At 62.7% G+C, this 25,591-nt stretch carries 24 protein-coding genes; 13 read left to right on the top strand and 11 right to left on the bottom strand.

The annotated features are described in order from the left end of the window. Positions 1 to 6: 6 nt before the first annotated feature. Positions 7 to 1,017, top strand: a complete 1,011-nt coding sequence (locus tag MUN81_RS11795) for an energy transducer TonB (protein WP_245110608.1) — start codon at positions 7 to 9, stop codon at positions 1,015 to 1,017. A 29-nt stretch (positions 1,018 to 1,046) separates the two neighbouring features. Here MUN81_RS11795 and MUN81_RS11790 read toward each other — a convergent pair whose 3' ends face one another. Beyond that, the gene (locus MUN81_RS11790) at positions 1,047 to 2,189 is read right to left on the bottom strand and encodes a hypothetical protein (RefSeq protein ID WP_245110607.1); all 1,143 of its coding nucleotides are present in this window, start codon (positions 2,187 to 2,189) and stop codon (positions 1,047 to 1,049) included. Between the two features lie 234 nt (positions 2,190 to 2,423). On the opposite strand from MUN81_RS11790, the gene MUN81_RS11785 reads away from it, so the two are divergent. Next, complete coding sequence (locus MUN81_RS11785; RefSeq protein ID WP_245110605.1) at positions 2,424 to 2,939, top strand: FKBP-type peptidyl-prolyl cis-trans isomerase; 516 nt, start codon at positions 2,424 to 2,426, stop codon at positions 2,937 to 2,939. A gap of 184 nt (positions 2,940 to 3,123) precedes the next feature. Here the strand turns inward: MUN81_RS11785 and MUN81_RS11780 are convergent, their stop codons facing one another. Continuing rightward, positions 3,124 to 3,726, bottom strand: coding sequence for an acyl carrier protein phosphodiesterase (locus MUN81_RS11780; protein ID WP_245110603.1), 603 nt, complete (start codon positions 3,724 to 3,726; stop codon positions 3,124 to 3,126). Positions 3,727 to 3,852: 126 nt separating this feature from the next. Between MUN81_RS11780 and MUN81_RS11775 the strand changes: the two genes are divergently transcribed. Next, positions 3,853 to 4,362 (top strand): pyridoxamine 5'-phosphate oxidase family protein, encoded by a 510-nt coding sequence (locus tag MUN81_RS11775; protein WP_245110601.1) that lies wholly within the window; start codon positions 3,853 to 3,855, stop codon positions 4,360 to 4,362. 114 nt (positions 4,363 to 4,476) lie between these two features. After that, complete coding sequence (locus tag MUN81_RS11770) at positions 4,477 to 5,193, top strand: spheroidene monooxygenase (RefSeq protein ID WP_245110598.1); 717 nt, start codon at positions 4,477 to 4,479, stop codon at positions 5,191 to 5,193. On the opposite strand, the gene MUN81_RS11765 is transcribed toward MUN81_RS11770, so the two are convergent. Together MUN81_RS11765 and MUN81_RS11760 are read right to left on the bottom strand one after the other, a co-directional pair. Further along, positions 5,190 to 5,693 (bottom strand): hypothetical protein, encoded by a 504-nt coding sequence (locus MUN81_RS11765; protein ID WP_245110596.1) that lies wholly within the window; start codon positions 5,691 to 5,693, stop codon positions 5,190 to 5,192. The genes MUN81_RS11770 and MUN81_RS11765 overlap by 4 nt on opposite strands. Before the next feature lie 11 nt (positions 5,694 to 5,704). Continuing rightward, positions 5,705 to 6,805 (bottom strand): hypothetical protein, encoded by a 1,101-nt coding sequence (locus MUN81_RS11760; protein ID WP_245110595.1) that lies wholly within the window; start codon positions 6,803 to 6,805, stop codon positions 5,705 to 5,707. Between the two features lie 177 nt (positions 6,806 to 6,982). Here MUN81_RS11760 and MUN81_RS11755 point away from each other — a divergent pair, with 177 nt between their 5' ends. Beyond that, positions 6,983 to 8,596 carry a hypothetical protein gene (locus tag MUN81_RS11755; RefSeq protein ID WP_245110593.1) on the top strand — a complete coding sequence of 538 codons (1,614 nt, stop codon included), beginning with the start codon at positions 6,983 to 6,985 and terminating at the stop codon, positions 8,594 to 8,596. An 82-nt stretch (positions 8,597 to 8,678) separates the two neighbouring features. Then, on the top strand, positions 8,679 to 10,211 hold the full coding sequence (locus MUN81_RS11750; protein WP_245110592.1) for a hypothetical protein: 1,533 nt from the start codon (positions 8,679 to 8,681) through the stop codon (positions 10,209 to 10,211). An 11-nt stretch (positions 10,212 to 10,222) separates the two neighbouring features. On the opposite strand, the gene MUN81_RS11745 is transcribed toward MUN81_RS11750, so the two are convergent. Then, a complete protein-coding gene (locus MUN81_RS11745) occupies positions 10,223 to 11,344 on the bottom strand; it encodes a DNA topoisomerase IB (protein WP_245110590.1) in 1,122 nt (373 codons plus the stop codon). A 172-nt stretch (positions 11,345 to 11,516) separates the two neighbouring features. Here MUN81_RS11745 and MUN81_RS11740 point away from each other — a divergent pair, with 172 nt between their 5' ends. The 3 genes from MUN81_RS11740 (at position 11,517) to MUN81_RS11730 (ending at position 16,906) form a co-directional block, all read left to right on the top strand. Continuing rightward, complete coding sequence (locus MUN81_RS11740; protein WP_245110588.1) at positions 11,517 to 12,620, top strand: phosphatase domain-containing protein; 1,104 nt, start codon at positions 11,517 to 11,519, stop codon at positions 12,618 to 12,620. A 51-nt stretch (positions 12,621 to 12,671) separates the two neighbouring features. Next, positions 12,672 to 15,857, top strand: coding sequence for a type ISP restriction/modification enzyme (locus MUN81_RS11735; protein WP_245110586.1), 3,186 nt, complete (start codon positions 12,672 to 12,674; stop codon positions 15,855 to 15,857). A 341-nt stretch (positions 15,858 to 16,198) separates the two neighbouring features. Further along, positions 16,199 to 16,906, top strand: coding sequence for a hypothetical protein (locus tag MUN81_RS11730; protein WP_245110584.1), 708 nt, complete (start codon positions 16,199 to 16,201; stop codon positions 16,904 to 16,906). Positions 16,907 to 17,068: 162 nt separating this feature from the next. On the opposite strand, the gene MUN81_RS11725 is transcribed toward MUN81_RS11730, so the two are convergent. Both MUN81_RS11725 and mtgA read right to left on the bottom strand, forming a co-directional pair. Then, positions 17,069 to 17,545 (bottom strand): nuclear transport factor 2 family protein, encoded by a 477-nt coding sequence (locus MUN81_RS11725; protein WP_245110583.1) that lies wholly within the window; start codon positions 17,543 to 17,545, stop codon positions 17,069 to 17,071. Between the two features lie 11 nt (positions 17,546 to 17,556). Further along, positions 17,557 to 18,321, bottom strand: a complete 765-nt coding sequence (gene mtgA, locus MUN81_RS11720; RefSeq protein WP_245110581.1) for a monofunctional biosynthetic peptidoglycan transglycosylase — start codon at positions 18,319 to 18,321, stop codon at positions 17,557 to 17,559. Between the two features lie 102 nt (positions 18,322 to 18,423). Here mtgA and MUN81_RS11715 point away from each other — a divergent pair, with 102 nt between their 5' ends. Continuing rightward, positions 18,424 to 19,107 (top strand): LON peptidase substrate-binding domain-containing protein, encoded by a 684-nt coding sequence (locus tag MUN81_RS11715; RefSeq protein ID WP_245110579.1) that lies wholly within the window; start codon positions 18,424 to 18,426, stop codon positions 19,105 to 19,107. A 212-nt stretch (positions 19,108 to 19,319) separates the two neighbouring features. On the opposite strand, the gene MUN81_RS11710 is transcribed toward MUN81_RS11715, so the two are convergent. Together MUN81_RS11710 and MUN81_RS11705 are read right to left on the bottom strand one after the other, a co-directional pair. After that, entirely contained in the window at positions 19,320 to 20,132 is an 813-nt protein-coding gene (locus tag MUN81_RS11710; RefSeq protein ID WP_245110578.1) for a M48 family metalloprotease, read from the bottom strand. Positions 20,133 to 20,256: 124 nt separating this feature from the next. Further along, the gene (locus tag MUN81_RS11705; protein ID WP_245110576.1) at positions 20,257 to 20,952 is read right to left on the bottom strand and encodes a murein L,D-transpeptidase catalytic domain family protein; all 696 of its coding nucleotides are present in this window, start codon (positions 20,950 to 20,952) and stop codon (positions 20,257 to 20,259) included. 264 nt (positions 20,953 to 21,216) lie between these two features. Between MUN81_RS11705 and MUN81_RS11700 the strand changes: the two genes are divergently transcribed. Next, positions 21,217 to 21,591, top strand: coding sequence for a hypothetical protein (locus tag MUN81_RS11700; RefSeq protein ID WP_245110574.1), 375 nt, complete (start codon positions 21,217 to 21,219; stop codon positions 21,589 to 21,591). Positions 21,592 to 21,662: 71 nt separating this feature from the next. On the opposite strand, the gene MUN81_RS11695 is transcribed toward MUN81_RS11700, so the two are convergent. Together MUN81_RS11695 and MUN81_RS11690 are read right to left on the bottom strand one after the other, a co-directional pair. Then, positions 21,663 to 21,998 (bottom strand): hypothetical protein, encoded by a 336-nt coding sequence (locus tag MUN81_RS11695; RefSeq protein WP_245110572.1) that lies wholly within the window; start codon positions 21,996 to 21,998, stop codon positions 21,663 to 21,665. Positions 21,999 to 22,245: 247 nt separating this feature from the next. Then, entirely contained in the window at positions 22,246 to 22,716 is a 471-nt protein-coding gene (locus MUN81_RS11690) for a DUF4199 domain-containing protein (protein WP_245110570.1), read from the bottom strand. Positions 22,717 to 22,986: 270 nt separating this feature from the next. Between MUN81_RS11690 and MUN81_RS11685 the strand changes: the two genes are divergently transcribed. Together MUN81_RS11685 and MUN81_RS22710 are read left to right on the top strand one after the other, a co-directional pair. Further along, a complete protein-coding gene (locus MUN81_RS11685; protein ID WP_245110569.1) occupies positions 22,987 to 24,618 on the top strand; it encodes an ATP-binding cassette domain-containing protein in 1,632 nt (543 codons plus the stop codon). 97 nt (positions 24,619 to 24,715) lie between these two features. Next, on the top strand, positions 24,716 to 25,510 hold the full coding sequence (locus MUN81_RS22710; protein ID WP_280638185.1) for a hypothetical protein: 795 nt from the start codon (positions 24,716 to 24,718) through the stop codon (positions 25,508 to 25,510). Positions 25,511 to 25,591: the final 81 nt, after the last annotated feature.

The raw sequence follows: 25,591 nt of genomic DNA, 5'->3' as shown, positions 1-25,591 counted from the left end.
CTGTGCATGAGAAATTCTATTTACTACGCCTGCTTTATTCTACTTCTTGCTTTTGTAAGTGGCACTACCACCCGAGGCCAAACCACTCAGCAACTACTACTTGGGGCGTGGGTAAAAACGCATTTAGAGGCAAAATCGGGCGCCGAGTTGCCAATTACGCTGCGCTCTAAACAGGCCTATCTACGCTTCAGCTTTTACAAAAAGGGCAAGGGCTTTAAAAGTGCCGATTTTAGGGACAAGGGGTTTGCCATGACCTATGCGGTTAAGGGCAAATCCCTGCTCTTCGGCATCAACACCTACGTCATCGAAGCCATCGACAGCGTACGGCTGGTCTTGCTCGAAGAAGCCAGAGTTGGCTTTGAAGAACCAGCCATCCGATATACGTTTATGCGGGAGCAGCTATACCAAAATAACTTGCCTGCTGAGCGGGAAACGGCTATTTACCGGCGAGGCAGGCTCGTTTATAAGGAAAGCGAAAAAATAAAGCCGGAGCTTTTGGCGAATTCATCATTCGACGAATTCCTGCGCACCAACATGCCGGTGTTTCAGGAAACGTCGAAGGACAACGGCTTTTTCGTGGCCAGCTTTGTGGTGCTGCCTTCAGGCAAGCTCGATACCATCCAAATTCACAAGGGCCGAAACCCGGTGTTTGACCGGCAGTTTGTAAAAGCCGTTCAAAAAACCGACGGGTTGTGGCAGCCGGCCGTTCTGGATGGCCAAGCGGTGGCCGTGGAAAAAGAATTCAGGTTTCGGTATTTCACTTTTGCCTCAATGATGGATTATGACAGCAAATACAACATGGGCGTCAAGCTGCAAAAGCAGGGAGAATACGCGGCGGCCATCGTGTATTTATCTGCCTGCGTGCAGCTCAATCCGTATGATATTGAGGCTTATTACCACCGGGCCATTTGTTACAAGGAAAGCAGCCAACTGCAAAATGCCTGTACCGATTGGCAGCACGTGAAAGCGCTGGGTTCCAGAGATGCAGACGAATGGTTGGCTAAGTTCTGCAAATAAGCGCTGACACTCGCAGGACGCCATACCGCCTACGGCAAATCAATCACCGACATGGTGTGCGGGGCGTCTGATTTCGAGTTCACGAATTTCTTTTCCGGCTTGTCGAAGTCGGAAATGTAGAGGCGCTTGCCTTTGAGCAGTACTTCGGCGGGCTGGTCGAGGAGGCCGCCGCTGCCGTCGGTGTCGCCGTTTTGGGCCAGCGTGGTCACGGCGTTGCCGTTGCGCAGGTCCACTACTTCGATGGCGTTTTCGCGCGAGTTGCAGAGGTACATTTTATCCGTCGTCCGGTCGATGATGAGGCCGTCGACGCAGGGAATCTGCTTGCCTTTCAGCGTCAGGATTTCCTGCTTGGCGAGGCTGCCGTCGGCGGCCAGCGTCATTTTGTAGAGGCGCCCGTCGCCGAAGGAACCGGTGTAGAAATTGCCTTTGCTGTCGTAGTCCAGACCGTCGGCGCCGTTGTCCACGCCGGTTTCATTCACGTTGGTGCTGAAGGTGGCCAGCACGTGCGGGTCCTTGGTTTTGGGCTTCAGGTGCACCACGCCCTTATTCAGCTCGGCCAGGGTGAAGCGCAGCACGGCGCTGCCCTTGTCGTTTTCGGGCATGTCCCATTGGCTGTCGGTCACGTAAATCGTGTTGCCCTTCCACACCACGGCATTGGCCAGGGCAAAATTGTCGACCACGGTGGTGATGGCGCCGGGCTTGCCGTGTTGAATCTGCACCTTCATCAGGCGCGATTTGAAATCCTTGCTGTTTTCGTACTGGTTTTCGGCGTAGTACAGGTTGCCATCGGGCCCGAAGGCCAGGTCCATGGGCGCGGCTTTTTTGGTGGTGGGCTCCACGGGCAGGTTGGTGGCAAAGGGCCGCAGCGAGTCGTTCACAATCTCCATTAGCGAGGCAGGCTGGCTGTTGTCGGCCAGGTTGGGCACCGACAAAATGAGGTGGCCGTTGGGCGCCAGCGCCAAGCCGTCGGGGGTGTTGTGGGCGTCGTCGAGGGTGAAGAGCAGCTTGGGGCTGCCAATGCTGGGCACTGCAGCCGCGGAACCCGCCGCGCTGTCCGCCTCGGATTTCACCACGGCCTCTTTGTTCACGGCCTCGCGTTCGGTTTTGGGGTCATTGGACTGGCAGCTGGCCAGCAGGGCGCCGCTCAGCAGCACCGGAATCAGGTTGCGCATACACTCAGAAAAGAATAGGAAAGGAGGAAAAAGTACGGGGTGACGCTCAGGGCACAGCCGCCGCTACTTGCCGACTTAACGCAGCCAGCAGGACGAGGTTACGGCCCGCTTAGTCCGGTCAGCTGCAACATCCCGGCCGCGCGTTGGCTGCGCCGCCCGTTTTTGCGTACTTATCTTGCCCGTAAATTTATCTTACCACCCACTCCCCGGCCGGCATGCCCGGCCCGCACTTCTATGGCCGCAATCAGCGACAACAAAGTCGTCACCATCACCTACGACCTCAGCGTGACCGACGAAAACCAGGAAAAAGTATTGGTGGAATCGGCCGAGGCCGACTCGCCCATGGTATTCCTTTTCGGCCACAGCGGCCTGCCCGAGGAATTTGAGTCGCAGCTCGATGGCAAAAACGCCGGCGACGAATTTCAGTTCAGCCTCACCCCCGACCAGGCCTACGGCGACTACGACGAGCAGGCCCTGGTGGAAATCCCCAAGGAGGTGTTCCTCATCGACGGCAAACTGGACGAGGAAATGCTGCAGCCCGGCAACTTCCTGCCCATGGCCGATAACGAAGGCAACCACATGCAGGCCAAAGTGGTGAGCATCGGCGACACGGGCGTGAAAATGGACTTCAACCACCCCCTGGCCGGCATGGTGATGCACTTCGCCGGCAAGGTGCAGGACGTGCGCGACGCCACCGCCGAAGAGCTGGCCCACGGCCACGTGCACGGCGAAGGCGGCCACCAGCACTAGGCAAGCCCCCGGCGGTAATTGCGACCGCAACGACCAGCCCTGAAACGAAAAAGCCCCGGCACTGCACAGTGCCGGGGCTTTTTGCGGTTGTAAAGACGCGACACTTCGCGTCTCGGCATTGCACGAAAATGCCTGAACAATTGAATCAAACGGCGCGGACCCAAAGACGCGAAGTGTCGCGACTCTACACCGTGCCGATAAACGCCGCTACCCGCTGCTGGAGCTGCGGGAAGAACTCCCTGAAGTCCTCCTCATACGCCGTGTAGTTCCGCTCCAGCTCCGCGGCGGCCGTTTCCATGCCCGAGCCGGCGCTGGCCCGGCGGCTCAGGCCGCCAAGGGCGCGGCGGATGCCCTCCACCTGCGTGTAACCCAGCAGCGAGTTGTGCTCGGTCATGTAGGGCAGGAAGTGCTGCACGCGGGGCGGCATCTCGGCCTGGCGGGCCGTGAGCAGGGCGTACACCCGCTGGGCAAAGTCGGGCAGGGCTTCGGCCGAAAAGTCCTCAAAGCCACGGGCCAGGAAATGGTCCAGAAACACGTCGGAAATGACGCCGGCGTATTTGCCGTGGCCGGCCTCGCGCAGGCGTTGGGTGCTGCGGCGCACCACGGCGTGCTGGTCGGTGAAGGTGTCGATGGCCCGGTGCAGGCGGATGCCAGCCTGCACGGCGGCGGGATAGTGTTCGAGCTGGCGGCCGGGCACGGAATCGGCGATGAAGTTGCCCACCAGCAGGTCGGCGTAGTCGGGGGCCGCTGGCGGGCCGGAGAGAAACAGGTGGGCCAGAAAGTTCATTGCGGGCCGGAAGGTAAGGGCACAACCGGGCTTTTGTTCAACCCCGCCCGCCCGGCTGCCGTAAGCCCATCGGCCGCTGGCCCAAACCCGCCGGCCGGTTCTTTCACCATTTCCACTCCCCTTCCCATGTCCGATAAGTCGCCCGTAACCCACGACCTGACCCAGCTGTTCGATAAAATCAAGGAAGTGCGCATGGCCATGCTCACCACCACCGACGAGCACGGCAGCCTGCACAGCCGCCCCATGGCCACCATCAAGCCCGGCCAAGACCAGGCGTTGTATTTCCTCACCGATGGCAATTCGGCCAAGGTGTTTGAAGTGAAAAAAGACAGCCAGGTGAACGTGAGCTATTCTGACCCGAGCAGCAACGTGTACGCCTCCGTTTCGGGCCGCGCCAACGCCTACCGCGACCAGGCCAAAATTGACGAGCTGTGGAGCGAGCCCATGCGCGGCTGGTTTCCCAAAGGCAAAGACGACCCCAGCATCACCATCCTGAAAGTGACCATCGACAAGGGCGAGTACTGGGACTCGCCCAGCAGCCTGCTGGTGCAGGCCTACGCCTACGTGCGCGCCGTGGTGACCGGCGAGCCCAGCAAAGACGACGACGTGAACCAGCACGCCCAGGTGCGGGTGTAGTCAGGCCACAAGCTCATTGTTGTAAGAAAGGCCGGAAGCAATTCCGGCCTTTTTTTGTTGTCTCAGCGCCACGGGGCCGTTGCCGCGCGGCGTTTACTTGGCTTTACTCGTTGCATGCCGCTTACTACGCTCACCGTTTTCACGCTTCAGCCCGGCCGCCGGCGCTGGGGCCTGGCCCAAATGGGCACCTCACCGCGGCTGCTGGCCAAGGTGGCGGGCCTGCGCTTTTTTAAGCTGCTGGGCAGCGGCGCCCGCAACGGCTTCGGCTTCTGGCCCAACCTGGACCGTTACGGCTTTATGGCCGTGTGGGACGATGCCGCGGCGGCCGAAGCCTTTTTCGCGCAGCATCCGCTCTGGGCCGCTTACCGGCAGCGCAGCGCCGAACTATGGACCCTGCAATTGTCTCCTCTGAAAGCACAGGGATTGTGGGACGGCCAACGCCCCTTCGACTACGAGACCGATATGCTCCCGGCTCAGCCCGAGGCGCCGGTGGCCGTGCTCACGCGCGCCAGCATCCGCTGGGCCAAGGCGCGGCGGTTCTGGCAGTTTGTGGAGCCCACCAGTGCCGCGCTGGCCGGCGCGGTGGGCGTGCGGGCCGCCATTGGCTTGGGCGAGCTGCCGGTGGTGCGGCAGGCCACGTTCAGTGTTTGGGAATCGGCCCGGGCCATGCAGGAATACGCCTACCGCGACGCCCGGCACCGCGAAGTCATCCAGCTCACGCGGCGCGAACGATGGTATGGCGAGGAGCTGTTTGCCCGTTTCCGGGTGCTGAGCAGCGTGGGCACGCTGGACGGGGCCGACCCCATGGCCGGGCTTTTCAGCCGTGTTTAGTCCTGTAGATTGTAGCGGCGCAGCCACCCGGCGGCCGTGGCGCTGAGCCAGGGCTCGGGGTCCTTTTCCTCGGTCAGGCCCGGTAGGTGGGGGGCGGCGCTGCCCGGTTGGCCGTACCACAGCACGAGCGGCTTGGCGGCTTCTGCCTTTGCAGCAGTTGGCAGCAGTACCTGGTCCTGACCTTCGCCAGGATAGAGGGCCACGGCCATGCCGGGCGCGGCCGTAGCGTCAATGGTGAAGATGTCGTTGCCGGCTAGGCCGTACAGGCTCAGCTTTTTGGTATCCTGCTGCGTGTATACCCGCTCCGAAATCAGGCTGTCGGGCCGCGCTTGGCGCATGGCCAGCACGCGCAGCCGCAGCTGGCCCGGTCCGGCGCCGGTCAGCTCAAACCGCTCGGCGCGGTCGGTGCCCGGCACCCAGGCTTCTTCGGCCAGCAGCTCAAAGTAGCGGCGGGCCACGGCCGGCAGCTGCGCCCGGCGCGCCCGCAGCGCCGGTCCCAACTGCTCGGCAATCACCGCCTGCGTTTCCCGGGGCCGGCCGTGAGGGCCCGCGCAATGGCGCCATCGCTAAGGCGCCGCTGCAGCGAATCGGCTTCCTGCCGAAAGTCCTCGGCGGTCAGCGTGCTCAGCAGGGTACGGTCGAGGGCGCGGGCGGTGCGGGTGAGGCCCTCCACGCTACCAGGCTTGATGGTGGCGTGAAAACTCTGAAACTTGGGCAAAAACCACGACAGCAGCCGCGTCAGCACCCCGTCATCGAACCGAAAAAAAGCTTGGTCCCGGTCGCGCGGAATGGGCCGGAACACCACCCCGCCCCCTTCCAGAAAGCTGGCCCAACGCCACTGGTCCTCGCGCCGGCTCCAGTCGCCGAGCCAGATGTCGAGCAGGCGGGCGCGCAGGTAGGCGCGGGCATCGGGCTGGTAGCTGGGACTGTGGCGCAGGGCCGCCAGCATGCGGCGCGAGTTGAAGATGGCTCGCGAGCCGCCGAAGCTGGCCTGGTGCTCCTGGTCGCCCTCGGCCCGCTCTTCCAGCAGGTACAGGGCGTTGGCGTAGCCGGGCTGAAACTTGCCCAGAGCGGGGTCATTGGCCACGTACACCAGGCGCGGGTTGGCGTGGTACACGCCGGCGGCTTCGGCCAGGGGCGCGGCCACGTAGGCGCCGTAGGGCTGCGACACACTGGTTTGGTCGCGCATGAGGCCGCTGAGCCAGTTGCGCATCCAGCCGGCGGGCAGGGCCCTGCTCATGTCCTTGTCCACGGAGCGCAGCACCAGCTGGTGCCCGGCGGCGGTGCGCAGGCGCAGGGTGCGGCTCTGGTAGCTACCGCCGGCCCGCATGGGCGTCAGGCTGTCGAGCTCGGCCCGCGCCAGCCGAATAACGGGCACCGTGACGGGCGTGGCCCACAGGCTGCGGTAGTGCGCTCCCCAGAAAAACCGCCACACCGGCCCGCGGGCATACTGCGGGCCCGCGGCCAGCTTCACGGTGGCAGAATCGGGCGCCCACTGAGCTAGGGCGCTGCCGGGCGGCGCCGTGTGCGAGCAGCCGGCCAGCCCCAGGCCCACGGCCGCGGCGGCGCCCGCCGCCGTGCCCCATACCCGTAGCAGCCCTTCGCGAGACATCCGAAACAAACGTGGCATTTTTTTCAGGGCCGCTGCGCCGCTGGGCGGGTCGAATGAGCAAATGTGAGCCCGTGTATACTGCAAACCCCGGCGCTACGGTTGTGCTCCTGACCACCACGGGCCGACTTTTGCCGCGCGGTTGCGTTAAAGGCGCATACTTCCTGCCTTTTTTCCTGGATGCCTTTTTCTTTCTTGCGCCCCTTCCCTACTGCCGCCGCCTGCCTGCTGGCCCTACTGGGCTTGGGCGAAGCCGGCTGCGCCCGGCGCGACTACTTCCAGCCCGACGCCCGCGTGGGCGCGGGCAGCACGGCCCCCCTGCCCCCGGGCGCCGACTCGGTGCAGGCCGCCGCGGGTCGGCACTACAGCCAGCACTGGCCCACTTACTATTGGTTTTGGGGCCGCCACTACCGCGACGTGTGGGCTGCCCCCGTCACGGCGCCGGTGCTTGACCTGGCCACGGCCGTGCCCGGCGGCCTGCGGCCCAGCAAGATGGGCGGCGGCTACCAAAGCATCAGCATGACGCTGGAAGGCCCGCAAAAACGAGAATTTGCCCTGCGCGCCCTCGAAAAAGAGCCCAGCAAAACCTTGCCCAAGGTGCTGCGCAACACGTTTTTGCTAAACGCTGTGCGCGACGCCACCTCGGCTGCCAATCCCTATGCCGCCCTCACGGTGCCGCCGCTGGCCGCCGCCGCCGGGGTGCCCCACGCCCGCCCCCGCCTGGTGTACGTGCGGCCCGACGAAACCGGCCTGGGCGAAGGCTCGGAGCGTTTCCGGGGCAAGCTGGCCCTGTTGGAAGAGAAGTACGAAGTGCTGGCCTCGCGCACGCCCGACCTAGCCGGCGCCACCGACTTTCTGGGCGGCGAATCGATGCTGAAAAAAGTGTATGAGCACCCTTCGCACACCATCGACCAGCCCGCCTTTCTGCGGGCACGCCTCCTCGACCTGCTGATTGGCGACTGGGACCGGCACGAAGGCCAATGGGAATGGGCCGCATACCGGGTGCGCGGCGGCCGGGTGCGCTACAAGCCCATACCCAAAGACCGCGACCAGGTGTACTTTCGGTTTGATGACGGCCTGGTGCCGTGGCTGGCCGCGCGCCGGTTCATCGCGCCGCAGTTCCACACCTTTAAGGCCAGCTACGGCTACGTGCCGGGGTTGGTGAAGCAGTCCCGGTTCATTGACGAGCGGGGCCTTTATGCCCTCACCCGAGCCGATTTCCGGCGCATGGCCACCGATTTGCAGCGCCGCCTGCCCGATACACTCCTTGAGCGGGCTATGCACCGGTTGCCGCCGGCCGTGTTTGCCCTCGAAGGCCCGCGGCTGACGTCCTACCTAAAGGCCCGCCGCACCGCCCTGCCCGCCGCCGCCGATGCTTTTTACCTCACCCTGGCCCACGCGCCCACGCTGGGCGGCACGGCCCAGGCCGAGCGGTTTGTGGTGCAGCGCTTCCCGGACTCAACCACCGTGCGCGTGTTTTCGGCCGCCCTGGCCCGCCACAACGCGGGCGATTCCCTGCGTTTCCAGCGCACGTACTACGCCTGCGAAACCCACGAGCTGAGCCTCGACGCGCTGGGCGGCGACGATGTGTTTGAAGTTTCGACGGTGAGCACGGCCCGGCCCATGCCGCTGCGCCTCTACGGCGGCGCCGGGCACGACCGCCTGCTGCTGAGCGGCAGCGCCCGGCGCCTGCACCTGTTCGATGAAGATTCCGACATGACGGCCGCCAATGGCCGCCGCCCCAGCCTGCCCCGCAAAAGCTACCGCGCCTACGAGCGCCTGAACGACGACTAGCCGCGCGGGCCACTTTCCCACCAGCCATTTACGGGAGGCCTTCGTTCAAGGCTCGACCGTCTTGCCAATCTTACCCTTGATATTGCCCCGCTTACCCGTAGTCCTGTTGGTTTTTGGAACGCTGAGCGGCCTGCTTGGCGGCTGCGCCCGCCAGAACTTCTTTCAGCCCGACGCCCGCCCCGATGCCGTGCGGACGCAGCCCCTGCCCGCCACCGCCGACAGTGTGCGGGGCGTCACGGCGGGCCGCCAATACGCCCGCCACGGCCGCCTCTACGGCGCTCTGGTGGGCCGCCACCACCGGGCCACCTGGGCGGCGCCCGTCACGGTGCCCGTGCTGCAGCTTGCCCAAAACCGCCTTCGGCCGGGCAAGGTGGGCGGGGGCTTCAACAGCACCAGCCTCAACCTGCTGGCCCCCGATGGCCGCGCCTATGTGCTGCGCACGGTGGACAAAGACCCCAGCCGGGCCACCCCCAAGCTGCTGCGCAAGACTTTTCTGGTGAACGTGCTGCGCGACAACGTGTCTTCGACCAATCCTTATGCCGCCCTCACGGTGCCGCCCCTGGCCGCGGCGGCGGGCGTGCCGCACACCTCCCCGCGCCTGTTTTATGTGCGGCCCGACGACCCTTCGTTTCAGGGCGACTCGCTGCGGCTCTTCCGTGGCCAGCTGGCTTATTTGGAAGAAAAAAATTCCTCGCCCGTGGCAGAGAGCAAAAAAGTCGATATTCTGGGCAGCAAGGAGGCTTTTGAAAAAGTGTTTACGAACCCGGCTCAGCGCCTCGACCAGCCGGCGCTGCTGCGGGCGCGATTGCTCGATGCCTGGCTGGGCGACTGGGACCGGCACCCCGGGCAATGGAACTGGCTGGCCACTTCGGCCGGCGGCAGCACGCAGATTGCGCCCCTGCCCAAGGACCGCGACATGGTGTTTTACCGCCTCGACGATGGCGTGCTGGGCTGGCTTATCGGGCACGTAGCCGTGCGCCACTGGACCACGTTTTCGGCCCGATTTCCCAACGAGGAAAACCTGCTTTCCAACGGGGAATACCTCGACGAGCGGGGTCTGAATCAGCTTTCGCGGGCCCAGTTTCGGGCCGCTGCCCTGGCTCTGCAACAGCGCCTGCCCGATACACTGGTCGCCCGCGCCCTACGCCGCCTACCCGCCTCGGCCTATGCTTTGGAAGGCCCGCGCATCACGGCTGCCCTTCAAAGCCGACGCGCCCAGCTCCCCGCCCTGGCCGACCGCTGGTACCTGCGGCTGGCGCGCCGCCCCACCATTGGCGGCACGGCCCAGGCCGAGCGGTTCGAAATTCATCGCTACGCCGACTCAACCATGGTAGCAGTATATGAAGCCGGCACGCAGGGCCAGGCAGCTAGCCGGCTCTACCAGCGCACTTTTCTGCGCGCCGAAACGAAGCAGATTCAGCTCGAAGGATTGGGCGGCGACGACGTTTTTGTGGTGGAGGAACACGGCTCTTCGTTCACTTCCCTACCCAAAATCCGCCTATACGGCGGCCCGGGCACCGACGAGCTGCGCGCCGCGAAAGGTGCCCGCGGCCTGCGCTTTGCCCAGGGCAGCGCCCCGGCCAAGCACGCTTACGACCAGCCCGCCGAGGAATAGCCGGCCACCAATTAGGCCTGGTCCAGCATTTTCAGCACCAGCCGCTCGGTGGGCGAGAACAGGTCGCCGGCCATGGGGTCGGCGTCGTGCTTGCGCAGGTATTCAATGAGCTGGCCCGACTTGAACAGCTCCACCACCTGCGGGTGAATGTAGTATTTGGAGCACACCGTGGGCGTATTGCCGAGGCCGGTGGCCACTTCCTTCACGGCCTTTTTTATCACCTTTTCGGGGGCCAGTTCGGGTTCTTCGCGCAGCACGGCTTCGAGGCATTCCACCATTTTCACGGTGCCGCCCCAGGTGCGGAAGTCCTTGGCGGAAAGCGCCAGCCCGGTGTGGCGTTGCAGGTACTCGTTCACGTCGCCCGATTCCAGCGCGTGCCGCTGCCCATCGGCCGAATAGTACTGAAACAGGTGCTGGCCGGGAATCTCCTTGCACTTGCGCACCAGGCGGGCCAGGCGGGCGTCGTGCAGGGTCACGTCGTGCGCCACTCCCTTTTTGCCCACAAAGTTGAACCGCACGTCGGCGCCGTCGATGGCCACGTGCTTGTCCTGCAACGTGCTCAGGCCGTAGCTGGGCTTGGTTTTGCCGTTTTTCTTGGCGTATTCCTTATTGCCGACGCGGATAAACGACTGGTCCATGAGCGTGAGCACGAGGGCCACCACTTTCTCGCGGTCGAGGTCGGGACGCTTCAGGTCTTTGCGGAGCTGCTCGCGCAGCGGGCCCAACTTTTCGCCGAAGGTGCGCAGGCGCGAAAACTTGGTGAGGCTGCGCATGGCGTCCCAGGCCGCGTGGTAGCGGTACTGCTTGCGGCCCAGGTTGTCGTGGCCCGTCACCTGCAGGTGGGTGTTGGCCGAGGGTGATATCCACACGTCGGTCCAGGCCGGTGGAATTACGAAGCCATTGATGCGGGTTAGCGTTTTTTCGTCGGTTATTTTCTCGCCCTTGGCATCGTAGTAAGCGAAATGCCCGGCCCGCGTCGGCTTGCGGCTGATGCCCTTGCCTTGGTCGGTGGCATAGCGCAAACCGGCCATCTCGGCCTGCCGGGCGGGGTCTTTGTACACAATGTGCGCCTCGTCTTGCGGCAGCAGGGTTTTTTTACGGGTTTTGGGATTGGCAGCAGTGGCGGTGGACATAAAGCGGAGAAGAGAACGGGAATTCAAGGTTCAGCTTCTACGCAAAAGTGTCCGGCGCGGCTGTTTGTAGCGTGGACGCTGCGAGTCCGCGCTTGGGCGAACGTTCTTACCATTTCGGTCTGCGCGGACTCACAGCGTCCACGCTACAGCCGCTCATCCGTAGGTTTGCCCCATGAAGCTGCCCAATGCCCTGTCCAACCTCTCGGAGTGGACCGACCACCTCTACACCCGTTTTTCGGCGCGGCGCGGCTGGCTGCGCCCCCTGCAAATCGACGCCTACCGCAGCTACGGCACCGCTGCCAAGTTCTACATCAAAGGCCGCCTGCTGGCCGACCCCGGCCTGACCGCCGCCACCGCCACCGACTCGCCCTGGCGCAATTTCCGCAGCATGGTGCGCCGCTTCAACAGCCGCGAAGTGGCCGCGGCTGACCTCGTGGCCGAGCTGCCCGACGGCAGCCAGCACCTCGTGAGCACCGATGACGAAGGCTACTTCACCCTCGTCATCGAGCCGCAGGCCCTGCCCGCCCCCGATGATTTCCTCTGGTACCCCGTGCCGGTGCGCGTGGCCCGGCTGCCGGCCTTTCTAAAGCTGCCCACCAAGGCCATTGCCACCAACGCCCATGTGCTGGTGCCGCCGCCCGGCGCCGAGTTCGGCGTGATTTCCGACCTCGACGACACCGTGTTCGAGACCAGTGCCACCAACATCGTGAAGATGTTGGGGCGCGTGCTTTTCAGCAACGCCCAATCCAAACAGCCTTTCGAAGGCGTGGCCGAGTTCTACCGCCGGCTGCAGCTCGGCCGTAGCAACCGCCCCGACAACCCTTTCTTCTACGTGAGCAGCAGCCCCTGGAACCTCTACGACCTGCTGGCCGAGTTCCTGAAGCTGCACGAAATCCCCGCCGGCCCGCTCCTGCTGCGCGACCTCAGCATAGCCCGCCCCAAGGCCCCCGTGCCGGCTGGCGTCACGGGCTCGGCCGCCATCCACTTTGCCCACAAGCTGCACGAAATCGACGACATCCTCACCACTTACCCCGCCCTGCCCTTCGTGCTCTGCGGCGACAGCGGCCAGGAAGACGCACGCATCTACCGTGAAGTAGTGCGCCGCCACCCCGGCCGCATTCGCGCCATCTACATCCGCGACGTGCAGGTGCCGGAACGCGCCGCCCTCGTCGGGCCGATTATTGAGGAATTGGGCCGTGAGGATGTGCCCATGCTGCTGGCGGCCGACTATGCCACGGCCGCGGCCCACGCGGCGGTGCTAGGGCTGGTGTTGTAGCCTCATTGAGGGAGTTTAGAGACCTATATTGCCGGTCTTAAAACACACTACATGAAAGAATACCTCCTTTCCATTGCCGCTACCGAGGCCACTGGCAAAGCCACCGAGCACAGCTACCGCGCCGCCGTCGAAGCCCTGTTCAAGCGCCGCTACCCCGAGTTGGCCGTCACCAACGAGCCGCGCCGCCAGGCCTGCGGCGCCCCCGATTTTCTGGTGCAGCGCGACGGCGTGGCCATCGGCTACATTGAAGCTAAAGACCTACCCGAAAACATCGACGACTCTAGGCACCAGGAGCAGTTTGGCCGCTACCGCCGCTCGCTCGACAACCTGCTCATCACCGACTACCTGCATTGGCAGCTCTGGCAGCGCGGCGAAAAGGTGATGGAAGTCCGCATCGGCGACTATACCAAGGGCCAACCCGTGAAGGCCCGCCCGCAGGACTACGCCGCCTTTGCCGAAATGCTGCAGGTGTTCACGGCCGCCAAGGGCCAGCGCATCAGCTCGGCCGAAACCCTTGCCCAGCTCATGGCCGACAAGGCCCGCCTGCTCCAATACGTGCTGCTGCAGGCCCTCACCCACCCCGAAGTGACGGTGAGCCCCTCGGGCCTCACCACCGCCACCGCCGGTTCGCTCGAAAGCCAGTACGAGGCTTTCAAGCAGATGCTCATCCACGACCTGACCGAAGCGCAGTTCGCCGACATCTACGCCCAGACCATTGCTTACGGCCTCTTTGCCGCCCGCCTGCACGACGCCACCCCCGACACCTTCTCGCGCCAGGAAGCCCTCACGCTGGTGCCCGCCTCCAACCCCTTCCTGCGCAAGCTCTTCAGCTACGTGGCCGGCACCGACCTCGACGAGCGCGTGGTCTGGATTGTCGATGCCCTGGCCGAGCTCTTCCGGGCCGCCGACGTGGCCGCCTTGCTCCAGGGCTTCGGCCAGAGCACCCAGATGACCGACCCGTTTCTGTATTTCTACGAAACCTTCCTCGGCCGCTACAACCCAGCCCTCAAAAAGAGCCGGGGCGTGTACTACACCCCACAGCCCGTGGTGCGCTTCATCGTGCGGGCCGTGGATGAGGTGCTGCGCCGCGACTTCGGCCTCGCCGAGGGCCTGGCCGACACCGCCAAAACCACCGTCGACATCCTGGTGCCCGAAATTAAGTACGGCAAGGCCACCGGCAAATCGGTGAAGGCCAAAAAGGAAGTGGCCCGCGTGCAGGTGCTCGACCCCGCCACCGGCACCGGCACCTTCCTGGCCGAAGTGGTGCGCCATATTCACGCCAGCCTGGGCGGCGGCGCGGGTTTCTGGAACCAGTACGTCGAGCAGCACCTCATTCCGCGCCTGCACGGCTTCGAGATTATGATGGCCTCCTACGCCATGTGCCACCTCAAGCTCGGCCTGCTGCTCGGGCAGCTCGGCTACAAAAGCCAGCAGCCCACCCCGCCCCGCCTGAGCGTGTACCTCACCAACGCCCTCGAAGAGTCGCACCCCGACACCCACACCCTGTTCGCCTCCTGGCTCTCCGACGAATCCAACCTCGCCAACACCATCAAGCGCGACGCCCCCGTCATGGTCGTGCTGGGCAACCCGCCGTACAGCAGCAGCAGCACCAACAAGGGCGAATGGATTCTAAACCTGATTCAGGACTACAAGCGCGGCCTGAACGAGCGGAAAATCAATCTGGATGACGACTACATCAAATTCATCCGCTACGCCGAACATTTTATTGAGAAGAACGGGCAGGGTGTTATCGGCTTCATCACAAATAACTCTTTCCTAGATGGGCTGACGCACCGCAATATGCGGAAGCACCTGCTCGAAACGTTTGATTATATCTACATCTACAACCTGCACGGCGATGTAAAGAGAAAGGACACTGCGCCCGATGGCAGCAAGGATGAAAATGTGTTCGACATTCAGCAGGGCGTTTCCATCTTCATCCTGTCAAAATCGCCAGCAGGTTCAAAGGATTTAGCTACTGTAAAGCATCTTGATTCATATGGGAAACGGACTGTTAAATATGAGGAGCTAGAAAAGATTAGTCTCTCAAAAACTGCCTGGAACACACTCAATCCTATCGAACCGAATTATTTTTTTACACCTAATGACAATGAGTTTACCCAAGATTATAGTGGCTTCATTGGATTGGGTGAAATATTCAACGCTAACTCAAGTGGAATTCAGACTAAACGTGACGGCACTACAATTAGAGAATCAAAAGATGCTTTGAAACTTGTGATAGATGATTTCGCAAGTTTGGGCACTGAAGAAGTAAGAGAAAAATATCAGTTGCCAGCGGATGGTAGAGATTGGAAGATTGAATGGGCAGCCCAACATTGTAAAAACACATCCATCGACTTCAATCCAACAAGAGTTTTATACCGGCCTTTTGACCATAGATGGACCATTCTTGACAACCAATCAAAAGGGCTTGTCGCATATCCTCGCTATGAAACGATGCGTCATTTCAACAATGAAAATCTTGGCCTGATAACTACGCGCCAACTTTCAATGCCCTCGTTTCAGCACATTATGGTAACTGAAACGGCAATAGATGGCAATGCCATTTCATTGCAAACGAGAGAATACAACACTGTCTTCCCCCTCTACCTCTACCCCGACAGCGCCGACCTCTACGCCCCCGCCCAGCGCCGCCCCAACCTCAAGCTCGAGGCCGTGGCGCGGCTGGCCACGGCCACCGGCCTGCGCTTCGTGCCCGAAACCGAAGCCACCCCCGACACCTTCGCCCCCGAAGACGTGCTCGACTACGTCTACGGCATCCTGCACCAGCCCGCCTACCGCCGCCGCTACCACGAGCTGCTGCGCATCGACTTCCCCCGTGTGCCCCTGCCCGCCTCGGCCGGGGAGTTTCGCGCCGTCGTTGCCTTCGGCCATCAGCTGCGCGAGCTGCACCTGCTGCGCCCGGCGGCCCTGCCGGCGCCCCTCCCCACCCGCTTCGGCGGTGATGGCCCCACCCTGGTCGAGAAGCCCCGCTACGACGCCGCCACTCAGCGCGTCTACCTCAACGCCAGCCTCTACGTCGAGCCCGTGGCCCCCGACGTGTGGGCTCTGCCCATCGGCGGCTACCAGCCCGCCCAGAAATGGCTAAAAGACCGCCAGGGCCGCACCCTCACCTTCGAGGAAGGCCGCCACTACCAGCGCCTGCTCGCCGCCCTGCAAGGCACCGAACGCCTCATGCGCGAGTGGGACGCCGCCCACCCGGCTCCCGACGCCTAACCGGTAGGGATAACTAATTGCTCCACATCCTGCGTCCCAATCTAAGCCCCGCCCCACGGCGGGGCTTTTTTTTATTACCTGTCACTTCACTATTCCAATACCTTTATTTAACTAGCGTCCACCTTTCCGCCTCACCCAGCTTCTACCTCGCCTCACCCGCCCGCGCCCCCGCCACACCGGCCCGCGCCCCCGCCCCAGCCTCTTTCGCTCCCGCCCCAACGGCCCGCGCCTGCGCCGCAAGGTGCCGCGCCCCCGCCGCAACGCCCCGCGCCCCGGCCGCAGGGTCCCGGGCTGCCGCCTCAAAGCTTCGCGTCCAAGTCTCACCTTATTTCCTACCCGCCATGCTCACCGCCAAACAAGACAACCGCCTCACCGCCGCCGAAACCCTCGTGGCCGCCCTCACCCACGATGCCACCCCCTACGCCTCCGAAAAGGCCCTGCAAGCCGTGGTGGCCCGCCTGCAAACCATCATTGCCGACCTCGCGCCCCTGCGTCAGCAGGTGCAGCGTAGCGCCGCCATTAGCACCGCCGGCCAGCCCAGCAGCAAAGAGCAGGCCCGCACCCACCTGGCCCAGGTAGCCGCCGAAATCGCCGGCGACGTCTTCAGCTACGCCACCGAGCAGCGCAACCCCAGCCTGCAAGCCCTCGCCGACTACAGCCAGAGCGACTTCGAGAAGCTGCGCGGCTCCCGCCTCACCGACGCCGCCACCGCCCTCTACCAGGCCACCCAGGACGCCGCCCACAAAGCCACCCTCAAAGCCGACTACGACCTCACCCCCGCCCGCACCCAGGAGTTGCAAGACGCCCTCGCCGCCTTCAACGACCTCAAAACCCAGCCCCGCACCGCCATCATCGACGGCAAAACCGCCCGCGCCAGCCTCCGCACCGAGTTCGCCGAGCTGGGCACTCTGCTCCAGGACCGCCTCATGCGCCAGCTCCGCAAGTACGAGCGCCGCGCCCCCGACTTCTACAACCGCGTAGTAGCCGCCCGCCAAACCATCGACCGCCCCGGCTCCGCCACCAGCGCCGCCCCCGTCAAGCCCGCCTAAGCGCCAATTCGGCAAGCGAGCATGTAAGGCCGTCATGCAGAGCGCAGCGAAGCATCTCGCGTGCGGCAGTAGCCCAATCGATAGGGTTTAATACCACCCGCGAGATGCGTCGACTGCGCTCAGCTTGACGGTCTTTTTCGACTACGGCCCACGCCCCCGCCCCTACTGCGCGCTATTCGTATGGTCGGCCACCACCTTCCACTGCCCGTCCACCTGCCGCAGCACCAGCAGGAAGTACCCGCCCACGTCGCCGGCCACCGGCCGGGCCAGGTGCCACTGCCCCACCACCTGCGCCGCCGTGGGCGCCAGCAGCGTAATGCGCAGCCCGCTAAAATCGAGCTGGCCCATGGCCGCGGCATTGGGGTAATTTTTCACGTAGTTGTCCAGCGTGGGCTGCCAGCCATACGTGGGCCCCTTGCGGCCGATGAACACCAGCGAGTCCGACTTCCAGTAGCCCTGCATAAAGCCCGGAATGTCCCCGCGGTTCCAGGCCGCGGCCTGGGTGGTGAGCACTTCCCGAATGGCCTGCTGGGCTTCCACGCTGCGCTGCGGCATAAGGGCCGCGGGCGCCGTAGTTGCGCAGCCACTCAGGGCGAGGGCCGCGCCGGTCAGGCGCAGCCATTTCAAAGCAGGCAACATCGGCGTCATGGCTATTTGTTGAGCAGGGTATTGACGTAGGTGACGCCGCCCAGGCGGCGCATATTTCGCATCACGCGCTGCTGCTTGGCCCGCGCCACCGGGCCGGGGTTGGAAGCCCGAAAGCGCAGGGGATTGGGCAGCACGCCGGCCAGCAGGGCGGCTTCGGCCGTAGTCACGCGGCTGGCCGGCTTGCCAAAGTAGCGCTGGCTGGCCGCCTCCACCCCAAAGGTGCAGTCGCCCATCTCGGCCACGCTCAGATACATCTCCATGATGCGCCGCTTGTTCCACAAAAACTCAATCAGCACCGTGAAATAGGCTTCGGCGGCTTTGCGTACGTAGCTGCGCCCGTGCCACAAAAACACGTTTTTGGCCACCTGCTGCGAGATGGTGCTGCCGCCCACGATGTGGGTGCCGTCGCCGTTCCAATTGCGCTTCGCGGCCTTGGTCAGCGCATCAAAGTCGAAGCCGTGGTGAAGGAGAAAGCGCTGGTCCTCGGCCGCCACCAGGGCCAGCGGCACGGCCGGCGCCACCTCATCAAGGGTGCGAAACTGGTAGTTGATGTGGCGCGGCTCGGGCTGAATGCCGTAGTAACCCAGCCCCACCGGCGCGTGCGCCCGGCGGTCCAGCATGAGCCAGGTGGCGGGCGGGGCCACCCAGCGGTACATCAGCACCCAGGCCACCGAGGCCAGAAACAACGCGGCCACCACCTGTAGCAGCAGGCGCCCGGCTTTCTTCAACAACAACGACAAATCGGGAATCAACGCTTCGGACGACATCGGCGCAAAAGTAGCTTCCCAATCGCGGTTTCGGCTTTGCCGCCTACCTTTCGGGCAATCCGCGCCCTGCTTTGGCCGACGGGCCAAACCCAATACCGGGCATTGGCTGTTACGCTACTGCTCACCTTCCTTCTTACCCGTCCTTCGCTCATGGCCCGCCTGCTGCCGCTTTTCCCGCTCAATCTGGTGGTTTTTCCGGGTGAGAAACTCAACCTGCACATCTTCGAGCCCCGCTACCGCCAGCTGGTGCGCGAGTGCATCGAGCAAAACACCACCTTCGGCATTCCGCCCTACCTCGACAATTCGCTCAGCGAGCTTGGAACCGAAATGCGCCTCGTGAGCGTGGAGCAAACCTATTCCAGCGGCGAGCTCGACATCCGGACCAAGGCTGAAGGGGTGTTTCGCATCAACAAATTTTACCGTCAGGCGCCGGGCAAGCTCTACGCCGGCGGCTTGGTCGAAGACGTGGTGCAGGACCACGAGGCCGACCCCGTGCTGCGCGAAATCATCACGGTGCAGGTGCGCCAGCTCTACGAAGCATTGGGCTTGCGCAAACTGCTGCTGGAGCTTGCCCCCGACTACAGCATCTTCGACGTGGCCCACCACATCGGCTTCAGCACCGAGCAGGAATACCAGCTGCTGGCCACCACCAGCGAGCTGGAGCGCCAGGAAATGGTGCGCGAGCACCTCGACACCATCCTGCCCATCGTGCTCGAAACCGAGCGCCTAAAAGAGCGGGTGCGCCTGAATGGCCATTTCAAGAACCTGACGCCGCCCAATTTCTGAACCACGCATTTGTGCGGATTTTTCGAATTCCGCGGCTTTTGCAGACGATTATCCCGGCATAGCCTGCAACAAAAAGGCCGCTCAATGAGCGGCCTTTTTATCTATTTGTTGTTGGATTGATTGTTATTGTTGGGCACCGTCTGGTTGCCGGCATACGTGCCGTCCACAAAATCCGCGGAATCCGAAAAATCCGCACGAATCCGTGGTTCAGACTACTCCTTCAGCCCCGCCGGCACGCCTTGCGGAAACTCCGCCGCGATTTCCTTTTGCAGCTCCCCGATGCGGTTGCCCGGGTCGGGGTGCGTGCTCAGAAATTCCGGCGTGGAGCTGCGGCCGCCCTGCTGCTCCAGCATCTTCATCACCTGAATCATGGCGCGGGGGTCGTAGCCGGCCTGGGGCGTAAAGTCCACGGCCAGCTTGTCGGCCTCCAACTCGTCGTTGCGCCCGAAGCGCAGGCTGATGACCTTGGCAATGGCGGCGGCCACGGCGGCCTTGGCCACCGAGCTGCCGGGGCTGTTGGGGTCATACGAGGCAATGGTGGCCGCGCCGGCCAGGCCCTGGGTCAGGTTCGACTTGGCCACCTGGGCGGCCGAGTGGCGCCCCACCACATGGCCGATTTCGTGGGCCAGCACGCCGGCCAGCTGCGCTTCCGAGGTCAGGTTTTTCAGCAGGCCCTGCGTGATGAACACCTGCCCGCCGGGCAGCGCAAACGCATTAATGGTCTGGTCATCGGCCAGCAAGTGAAACTGAAACTTGTAGGGCGTCTGCCCGGCTTTGGTGCTGGCAATGATTTTCTGGCCCACTTGCTGCACGGCGGCCGTGGCGCGGGCGTCGGGGCTTTCGCCGCCGTATTGGGCGGCCATTTCGGGCGCGGCTTGCAGGCCCAGGGCTATTTCCTGCTCGGCGCTCATGTTCACGTGCTGGGTTTCGCCGGTCACCTCGTTTTTCGACGTGTTGAAGTAGTAGCCAAAAAGAGAGACCGCCGCCACGATGATGGCAATGATGAAGCGGAAATTGAGTCGCATGGAAGTAAAGAAAAGGGTGGGTAAAAGAGGAGTCCGGCCACAGGCAGCCGGCATCGGGCCCGGCCCGATGCGCTTTTAACGCACCCTTTCCGTTCTGGTTATTCTGCCGCAGCGGCCAAGGGCCTCAGCCCACCTTATGAATACCCGCAAACGCCGCCACGGCCGTATCGAGGTTGAGCCAGCGCGAGCGGTAGCCGGCCCGGGCCGGGCCATGCAGATACAGCACACTGCCCCCCTTGATGGTTTTCACGATGGCGGCCGTTTCGGCCACGGGCAGGGCCGGGCAGCCCTGGCTGCGGCCCAGGCGGCCGTGGGCCTTCACAAAGTCTTCGCACACGTACTCGGCGCCGTGCACCACCACCGCCCGGCTTTCGGCGTTGGTGTTGAAGCCGGGGTCCAGGCCTTTGATTTTCAGCGACAGCCCGTGCTTGCCCGTGTAGGTGGTGGGCGCCGTGCGGTAGAAGCCGAGGCTGCTCATCTCGGAGCCGTTGCGGTCCGAAAACGCCAGGGGCACATCGGCGCCGCTGGCTTTGCCATGCGCCACCAGCGTATGAAACAGCACCTTGGCCTTTTCCACGTCGATGACCCACAGGCGCTTTTGCTGGCTGGAACGGCTGAAATCGATGAGCGTGAGCACGGGCGGGGCGCTGGCGCGTTTGCCCGCGGGCCGCAGGTTGTAGTAGCCCACCAGCCCTTCGCGAAAAACCGTGAGCGGCAGGCCCGTGCTGCTCAGGCCCAGTTTGGCGTAAAGCTGCGCCGCCTGCTGCTCAAAAGCCGTCTGATAGTAGGCGCGTTGCGCCGGCGCGGGAAGTTTGGCCAAGGCCGTAGTCGGCACCGTTTGCGCTTCCCCTCCAAAAGCCGGCAGCAGTACCCCCGCTACCAAACCAAAAATGGCTACACGAAAACGCATCGACACTAAACCTAATGATTGTTCAATTACTTAACCGAAAGCTCACTACACTTTCGTGCCAAATTTAGTGCTTGACTTAGGCTATTTTCCGAACTTAGCGCCACATTTGCAACGCTTTTCCTGCTAATGTTAAATTTTATGTGGCCGACAGCCTATCGACGCGGTGCAATTTTGTTGAGTGCGGGCACCCTGTGGCTCAGCGGCTGCGGCCATGCCTTGCCGGAGCTGCCCGGCTTCGACAGCGCCGCCTGGCGCGCCGACCCGTACGCCTGCCGCGACCAGCGCCGCGCCGCGGTGCCGGTGCTGCTGCGCCAAAAAGAGCAGCTCTACGAAGCCCGCGCCAACGACGTGACCGCCCTACTGGGCCAGCCCGACGAGGAGGAACTGCGCGCCGGCACCGAAAAGGTGTATTACTACTACCTGGAGCCCGGCACGCAATGCGAAGGCCGACACGCCCGCTCCGGGGCCCCGTGCATCAGCCTGCGGTTTGGCCCGCTGGGCACGGTCACCGAAGTCCTCGCCGACCCGCTCTCGCCTTCCGAGCCTTAGCATTCACACATAAAAAAGGCCCGCAGCGCAAACTGAGGGCCTTTTCTATGTGTGAATGCTGGATGGGCTATTTATCCTAAGCCGTTGCCCGAAGTGGCGGGCGCCTGGGCGGGCTGGCCGTTGCTTTGCTGCAGCTGGCTCAGCTGCGAAGGCGTGAGAATGCGACTGCACTCCTGCTCGTATTGGGCTTCGAGCTCGGCCGCTTTGGCGGCACGGGTGGCTTCGTCGTTCTTATACTCGCGGTTGATGCTGTTGAGGCCCACGAGCTTGGTGCGATTGATGGGCAGCAGGCGCAGCACCTGCCCCTCGTTGAGACGCAGGCGGTTGGCCATCTCACGGGTAATGGCTTCAGCATCCTTGGTTGCAGCCTTGCCAAATGACGGGTGCTCACTCAAACGGTCAGCCATTTGCGCATGAGCCGTAAACGACGAGCAGGCAAGCAAAAAAGCAAGACCAAATAGGAAGAACTTAGACATAACAAACAATCTTTTGACCTGAAAAAGGGTAGGCTTTTTCGACAACGTCCGAAAGATAATGTTTAGTTTCTGTTTTATCTAACTTTTATTATAAGGCATATTTTGCCGTATTAGAATTATACCAAAAAAAGAACCTCATAAGAGGCTCTTTCAACATGCTATTTGAAAAGTACAAGCCTTAATCCAGACTCGCTATTGGCTGATGGTCAGGGCTCTTGTAATACTGCATGGCCACCAGCGACGTGATAACGCCCGTCATGGTGCCTAGCAGAATAATACCGAGGCCGCCGATGAGCACGCCCAGGTCGGCGCCAAACAAGTCGCGGGCCTGAATGCGCTCAACAGCGCCTTGGCTGATGCCGCCCAACAGCCAGAAAAAGGCGCCCAGCATGACCGAAGCGACCAGGGCCGTGATGATGCCCGTGCTAAAGCCCGAGAAGTAAGAAAGCCGGTTGCCGCAGCTTCGTTTGAGGCGCTTGATGGCCAGCACCACGCCGGCGGCCAGAATGAGAATGTCGAGGGTGCCTGCCTCAATGTTGTCGAGGAAGCCTGCCAGCGCCGCGATGCCGGTGTAGGCCACCAGCACCACAGCCGTGAGGATGCCCATGCGCAGGCCATTAGATTCGGAAGTCAGTTGGTTGTCAGCCATGGCCGGTTGGAACGTTTAAGGGTGAGAAAAAGCCGGTTGCGCCGGTTCGCTGGTAATTTATACTATCATGGTGCCCAAGAGGTTTTCGCCGTTGCACGCACTCGGCAGCCAGCACGTTGCGCGGGCACTATTTGCAGGGTTGGGGAGTTATTTTCGCGGAGGCCGCCAACTACTTGCGGGCCCTGGATTCGGGCCCGCGTCCTGTTGCGTAATTTTGGGGCCTGCTGCGCGTTGCGCCGCCCATTTTGTGAGCTACTATTTTCTGATTGAATGATTTCCACCACCAATGTGAGCCTGCGCTACGGGAAGCGCGTGCTGTTTGAAGATGTCACCGTCAAGTTTTTGCCGGGCAACGTGTACGGCCTCATCGGGGCCAACGGCGCGGGCAAGTCGACGTTTCTGAAAATCCTTTCGGGCGAGATTGAGCCCAACACCGGCTCGGTGGAGATGCCCGCCGGCCAGCGCTTGGCCGTGCTGAAGCAGAACCAGTTCGCCTACGACGACCAGGTGGTGCTGCAAACCGTGATTCAGGGCCACCAGCGCTTGGCCGAGGTGATGAAGGAGAAAGATGCCCTCTACGCCAAGTACGATGCCGGCACCGCCACCGACGCCGACGGCGAGCGCCTGGGCGTGCTCGAAGGCGAGTTTGCTGACATGAACGGCTGGGACGCCGACTACCAGGCCGCCGAGCTGCTCTCCGGCCTGGGCATCACCGAAGACAAGCACTACAGCCTGATGTCGGACCTCGGCGCCAGCGAAAAAGTGCGCGTGCTGCTGGCTCAGGCCCTGTTTGGCAACCCCGACGTGCTGCTGCTCGACGAACCGACCAACAACCTCGACGCCGAGAGCGTGCTCTGGCTCGAAAACTTCCTCGACAACTTCGAGAACACGGTGATTGTGGTGAGCCACGACCGCCACTTCCTCGATGCCGTGTGTAATTACATGGCCGACCTCGATTTCTCGAAAATCACGATGTACCCCGGCAACTACTCGTTCTGGTACGAGAGCAGCCAACTGGCCCTGCGCCAGCGCCAGGACGTGAACAAGAAAACCGAAGACAAGCGCAAGGAACTCGAAGAGTTTGTGCGCCGCTTCTCGGCCAACGCCTCCAAGTCGAAGCAAGCCACCAGCCGCCAGAAGCTGCTGCAAAAGCTGACGTTGGAGGAAATTAAACCCTCCTCGCGCCGCTATCCCTACATCGCCTTCAAGCCCGAGCGCGAAGCCGGCAACCAACTCCTGAGCGTGGAGGGCGTGAGCAAATCGGTGGATGGCATTCCGGTGCTCAAAAACGTGTCGTTTACGCTCGACAAGGGCGACAAGGTGGCCATTGTGGGCCGCGACGACCGCGCCGCCTCCCTGCTGTTCGACATCATTTTTGGCGAAACCAAGGCCGACAAGGGCGACTACAAGTGGGGAACCACCATTACGCCCAGCTACTTCCCTAAGGAAAACAGCGCTTTCTTTCAGGCCGACAACATGAACCTCGTGGACTGGCTGCGCCAGTACTCGGTGGAGAAGGACGAGAGCTTCGTGCGCGGCTGGCTGGGCCGCATGCTGTTTTCGGGCGAGGAGAGCCAAAAGAAGCCCAACGTGCTGAGCGGTGGCGAGAAAGTGCGCTGCATGCTTAGCAAAATGATGCTAGAAAGCGGCAACGTGCTGGTGCTCGACGACCCGACGAACCATTTGGATTTGGAAAGCATTCAGGCGCTAAATAACGGCCTGAAAGAATTCACCGGCTCGCTCATCTTCGCCTCGCACGACTTGCAGTTCATCGATACCGTGGCCAACCGCATCATTGAGTTGACGCCGGACGGCATCATCGACCGCCGCATGAACTACGAAGAATACCTGGCCGACGAAACGCTGAAAGCGCAGCGTCAGAAGATGTACCAGTTGGCCTAACGCGCTGCGTTGCCTACTGAGGAATGAAGAATGCGGAATGCAGAATTCCCAGGCTAAAATTCCTCGTTCTTCATTTCACATTCCTCATTTTTTTTCCATGAAACGCCATCTGCTTCCGTTGCTGCTGCTTGCCGGGGTTGCCGGCCTGCTGCCCGCCCACCGCGCCCAGGCGCAGGAAAAGCCCGTGCTGAACTCGGCGCCGCCCGGCCCACCCGCCACGCAGCCACGTCCCGTGGAGCCGGTGCCGGCGCCCACTACCGAGCCCGCTCCGGCCCCGGTTCAGGAGCCCGCCGGCACGTACCCCGCGCCGCAACCCTCTCCCGACGCGCCTTCGGGGCTTGACTTCCCCAACCGCAAGGCCACCAAAGCCGGCGGCGCCGAAGACGAGCCCCCGACGCGCAAGTTCATCTACACCAACTTCGGGCTGGGCTTTTCGTCTTACAACCAGCTGTCGCAGTTCAACATCAGCGCGGCCCCGGCGCTGGGCTTCCGCCTCACCAACCGCCTGGCAGTGGGCCCGGGCATTTCCTACGCCTACAGCAGCTACTCCGTGCCCGACGGCTACGCCATTACCGCGGCGGGGGCGTCCAGCATTTCGACCAGCAGCCTGGGCGTGAAGGCCTTTGCCCAATTCATCGTGTACCGGGAGTTCTTTTTGCACGCCGAATACGAAGTGACCAACGCCCAACTGCTGGGCGAGGACGGTTTCGGCTACCTATCGAAGATTAACAAAACCGTGAGCACGCCCCTGGCCGGCGTCGGCTACCGCACCCAATTCAGCGATAAGGCCGCGTTCGACATTGTGGGCCTCTACAATTTCGACAGCAGCATTTACTCGCTCTACCCCGGGTTGGTAGTGCGCTTTAGCCTGTTGTTCAACATCGGCAAATAAAGGCCGTTTGCTTGCTGTAAAACACAAAAAAGCCGTGCTGTTGCCAGCACGGCTTTTTTGTGTTTTTAAAGTTAACCCAGG

Origin of the sequence: Hymenobacter sp. 5317J-9 (assembly GCF_022921075.1) — a bacterium.
Lineage (GTDB): Bacteria > Bacteroidota > Bacteroidia > Cytophagales > Hymenobacteraceae > Hymenobacter.
Note: the sequence above shows the minus strand (reverse complement) of the source record. Positions and strands in the feature narration are given on the sequence as shown.

Bases quoted from the DNA above. Each gene is read 5' to 3' on its own strand.
- MUN81_RS11730 (WP_245110584.1), top strand. From the start codon at position 16,199: ATGCTCACCGCCAAACAAGACAACCGCCTCACCGCCGCCGAAACCCTC.
- MUN81_RS11735 (WP_245110586.1), top strand. From the start codon at position 12,672: ATGAAAGAATACCTCCTTTCCATTGCCGCTACCGAGGCCACTGGCAAA.
- MUN81_RS11755 (WP_245110593.1), top strand. From the start codon at position 6,983: ATGCCTTTTTCTTTCTTGCGCCCCTTCCCTACTGCCGCCGCCTGCCTG.
- MUN81_RS11760 (WP_245110595.1), bottom strand. From the start codon at position 6,805: ATGTCTCGCGAAGGGCTGCTACGGGTATGGGGCACGGCGGCGGGCGCC.
- MUN81_RS11695 (WP_245110572.1), bottom strand. From the start codon at position 21,998: ATGGCTGACCGTTTGAGTGAGCACCCGTCATTTGGCAAGGCTGCAACC.
- MUN81_RS11745 (WP_245110590.1), bottom strand. From the start codon at position 11,344: ATGTCCACCGCCACTGCTGCCAATCCCAAAACCCGTAAAAAAACCCTG.
- MUN81_RS11795 (WP_245110608.1), top strand. From the start codon at position 7: ATGAGAAATTCTATTTACTACGCCTGCTTTATTCTACTTCTTGCTTTT.
- MUN81_RS22710 (WP_280638185.1), top strand. From the start codon at position 24,716: ATGAAACGCCATCTGCTTCCGTTGCTGCTGCTTGCCGGGGTTGCCGGC.
- MUN81_RS11710 (WP_245110578.1), bottom strand. From the start codon at position 20,132: ATGCGACTCAATTTCCGCTTCATCATTGCCATCATCGTGGCGGCGGTC.
- MUN81_RS11775 (WP_245110601.1), top strand. From the start codon at position 3,853: ATGTCCGATAAGTCGCCCGTAACCCACGACCTGACCCAGCTGTTCGAT.
- mtgA (WP_245110581.1), bottom strand. From the start codon at position 18,321: ATGTCGTCCGAAGCGTTGATTCCCGATTTGTCGTTGTTGTTGAAGAAA.
- MUN81_RS11690 (WP_245110570.1), bottom strand. From the start codon at position 22,716: ATGGCTGACAACCAACTGACTTCCGAATCTAATGGCCTGCGCATGGGC.
- MUN81_RS11725 (WP_245110583.1), bottom strand. From the start codon at position 17,545: ATGTTGCCTGCTTTGAAATGGCTGCGCCTGACCGGCGCGGCCCTCGCC.
- MUN81_RS11790 (WP_245110607.1), bottom strand. From the start codon at position 2,189: ATGCGCAACCTGATTCCGGTGCTGCTGAGCGGCGCCCTGCTGGCCAGC.
- MUN81_RS11770 (WP_245110598.1), top strand. From the start codon at position 4,477: ATGCCGCTTACTACGCTCACCGTTTTCACGCTTCAGCCCGGCCGCCGG.
- MUN81_RS11685 (WP_245110569.1), top strand. From the start codon at position 22,987: ATGATTTCCACCACCAATGTGAGCCTGCGCTACGGGAAGCGCGTGCTG.
- MUN81_RS11785 (WP_245110605.1), top strand. From the start codon at position 2,424: ATGGCCGCAATCAGCGACAACAAAGTCGTCACCATCACCTACGACCTC.
- MUN81_RS11780 (WP_245110603.1), bottom strand. From the start codon at position 3,726: ATGAACTTTCTGGCCCACCTGTTTCTCTCCGGCCCGCCAGCGGCCCCC.
- MUN81_RS11740 (WP_245110588.1), top strand. From the start codon at position 11,517: ATGAAGCTGCCCAATGCCCTGTCCAACCTCTCGGAGTGGACCGACCAC.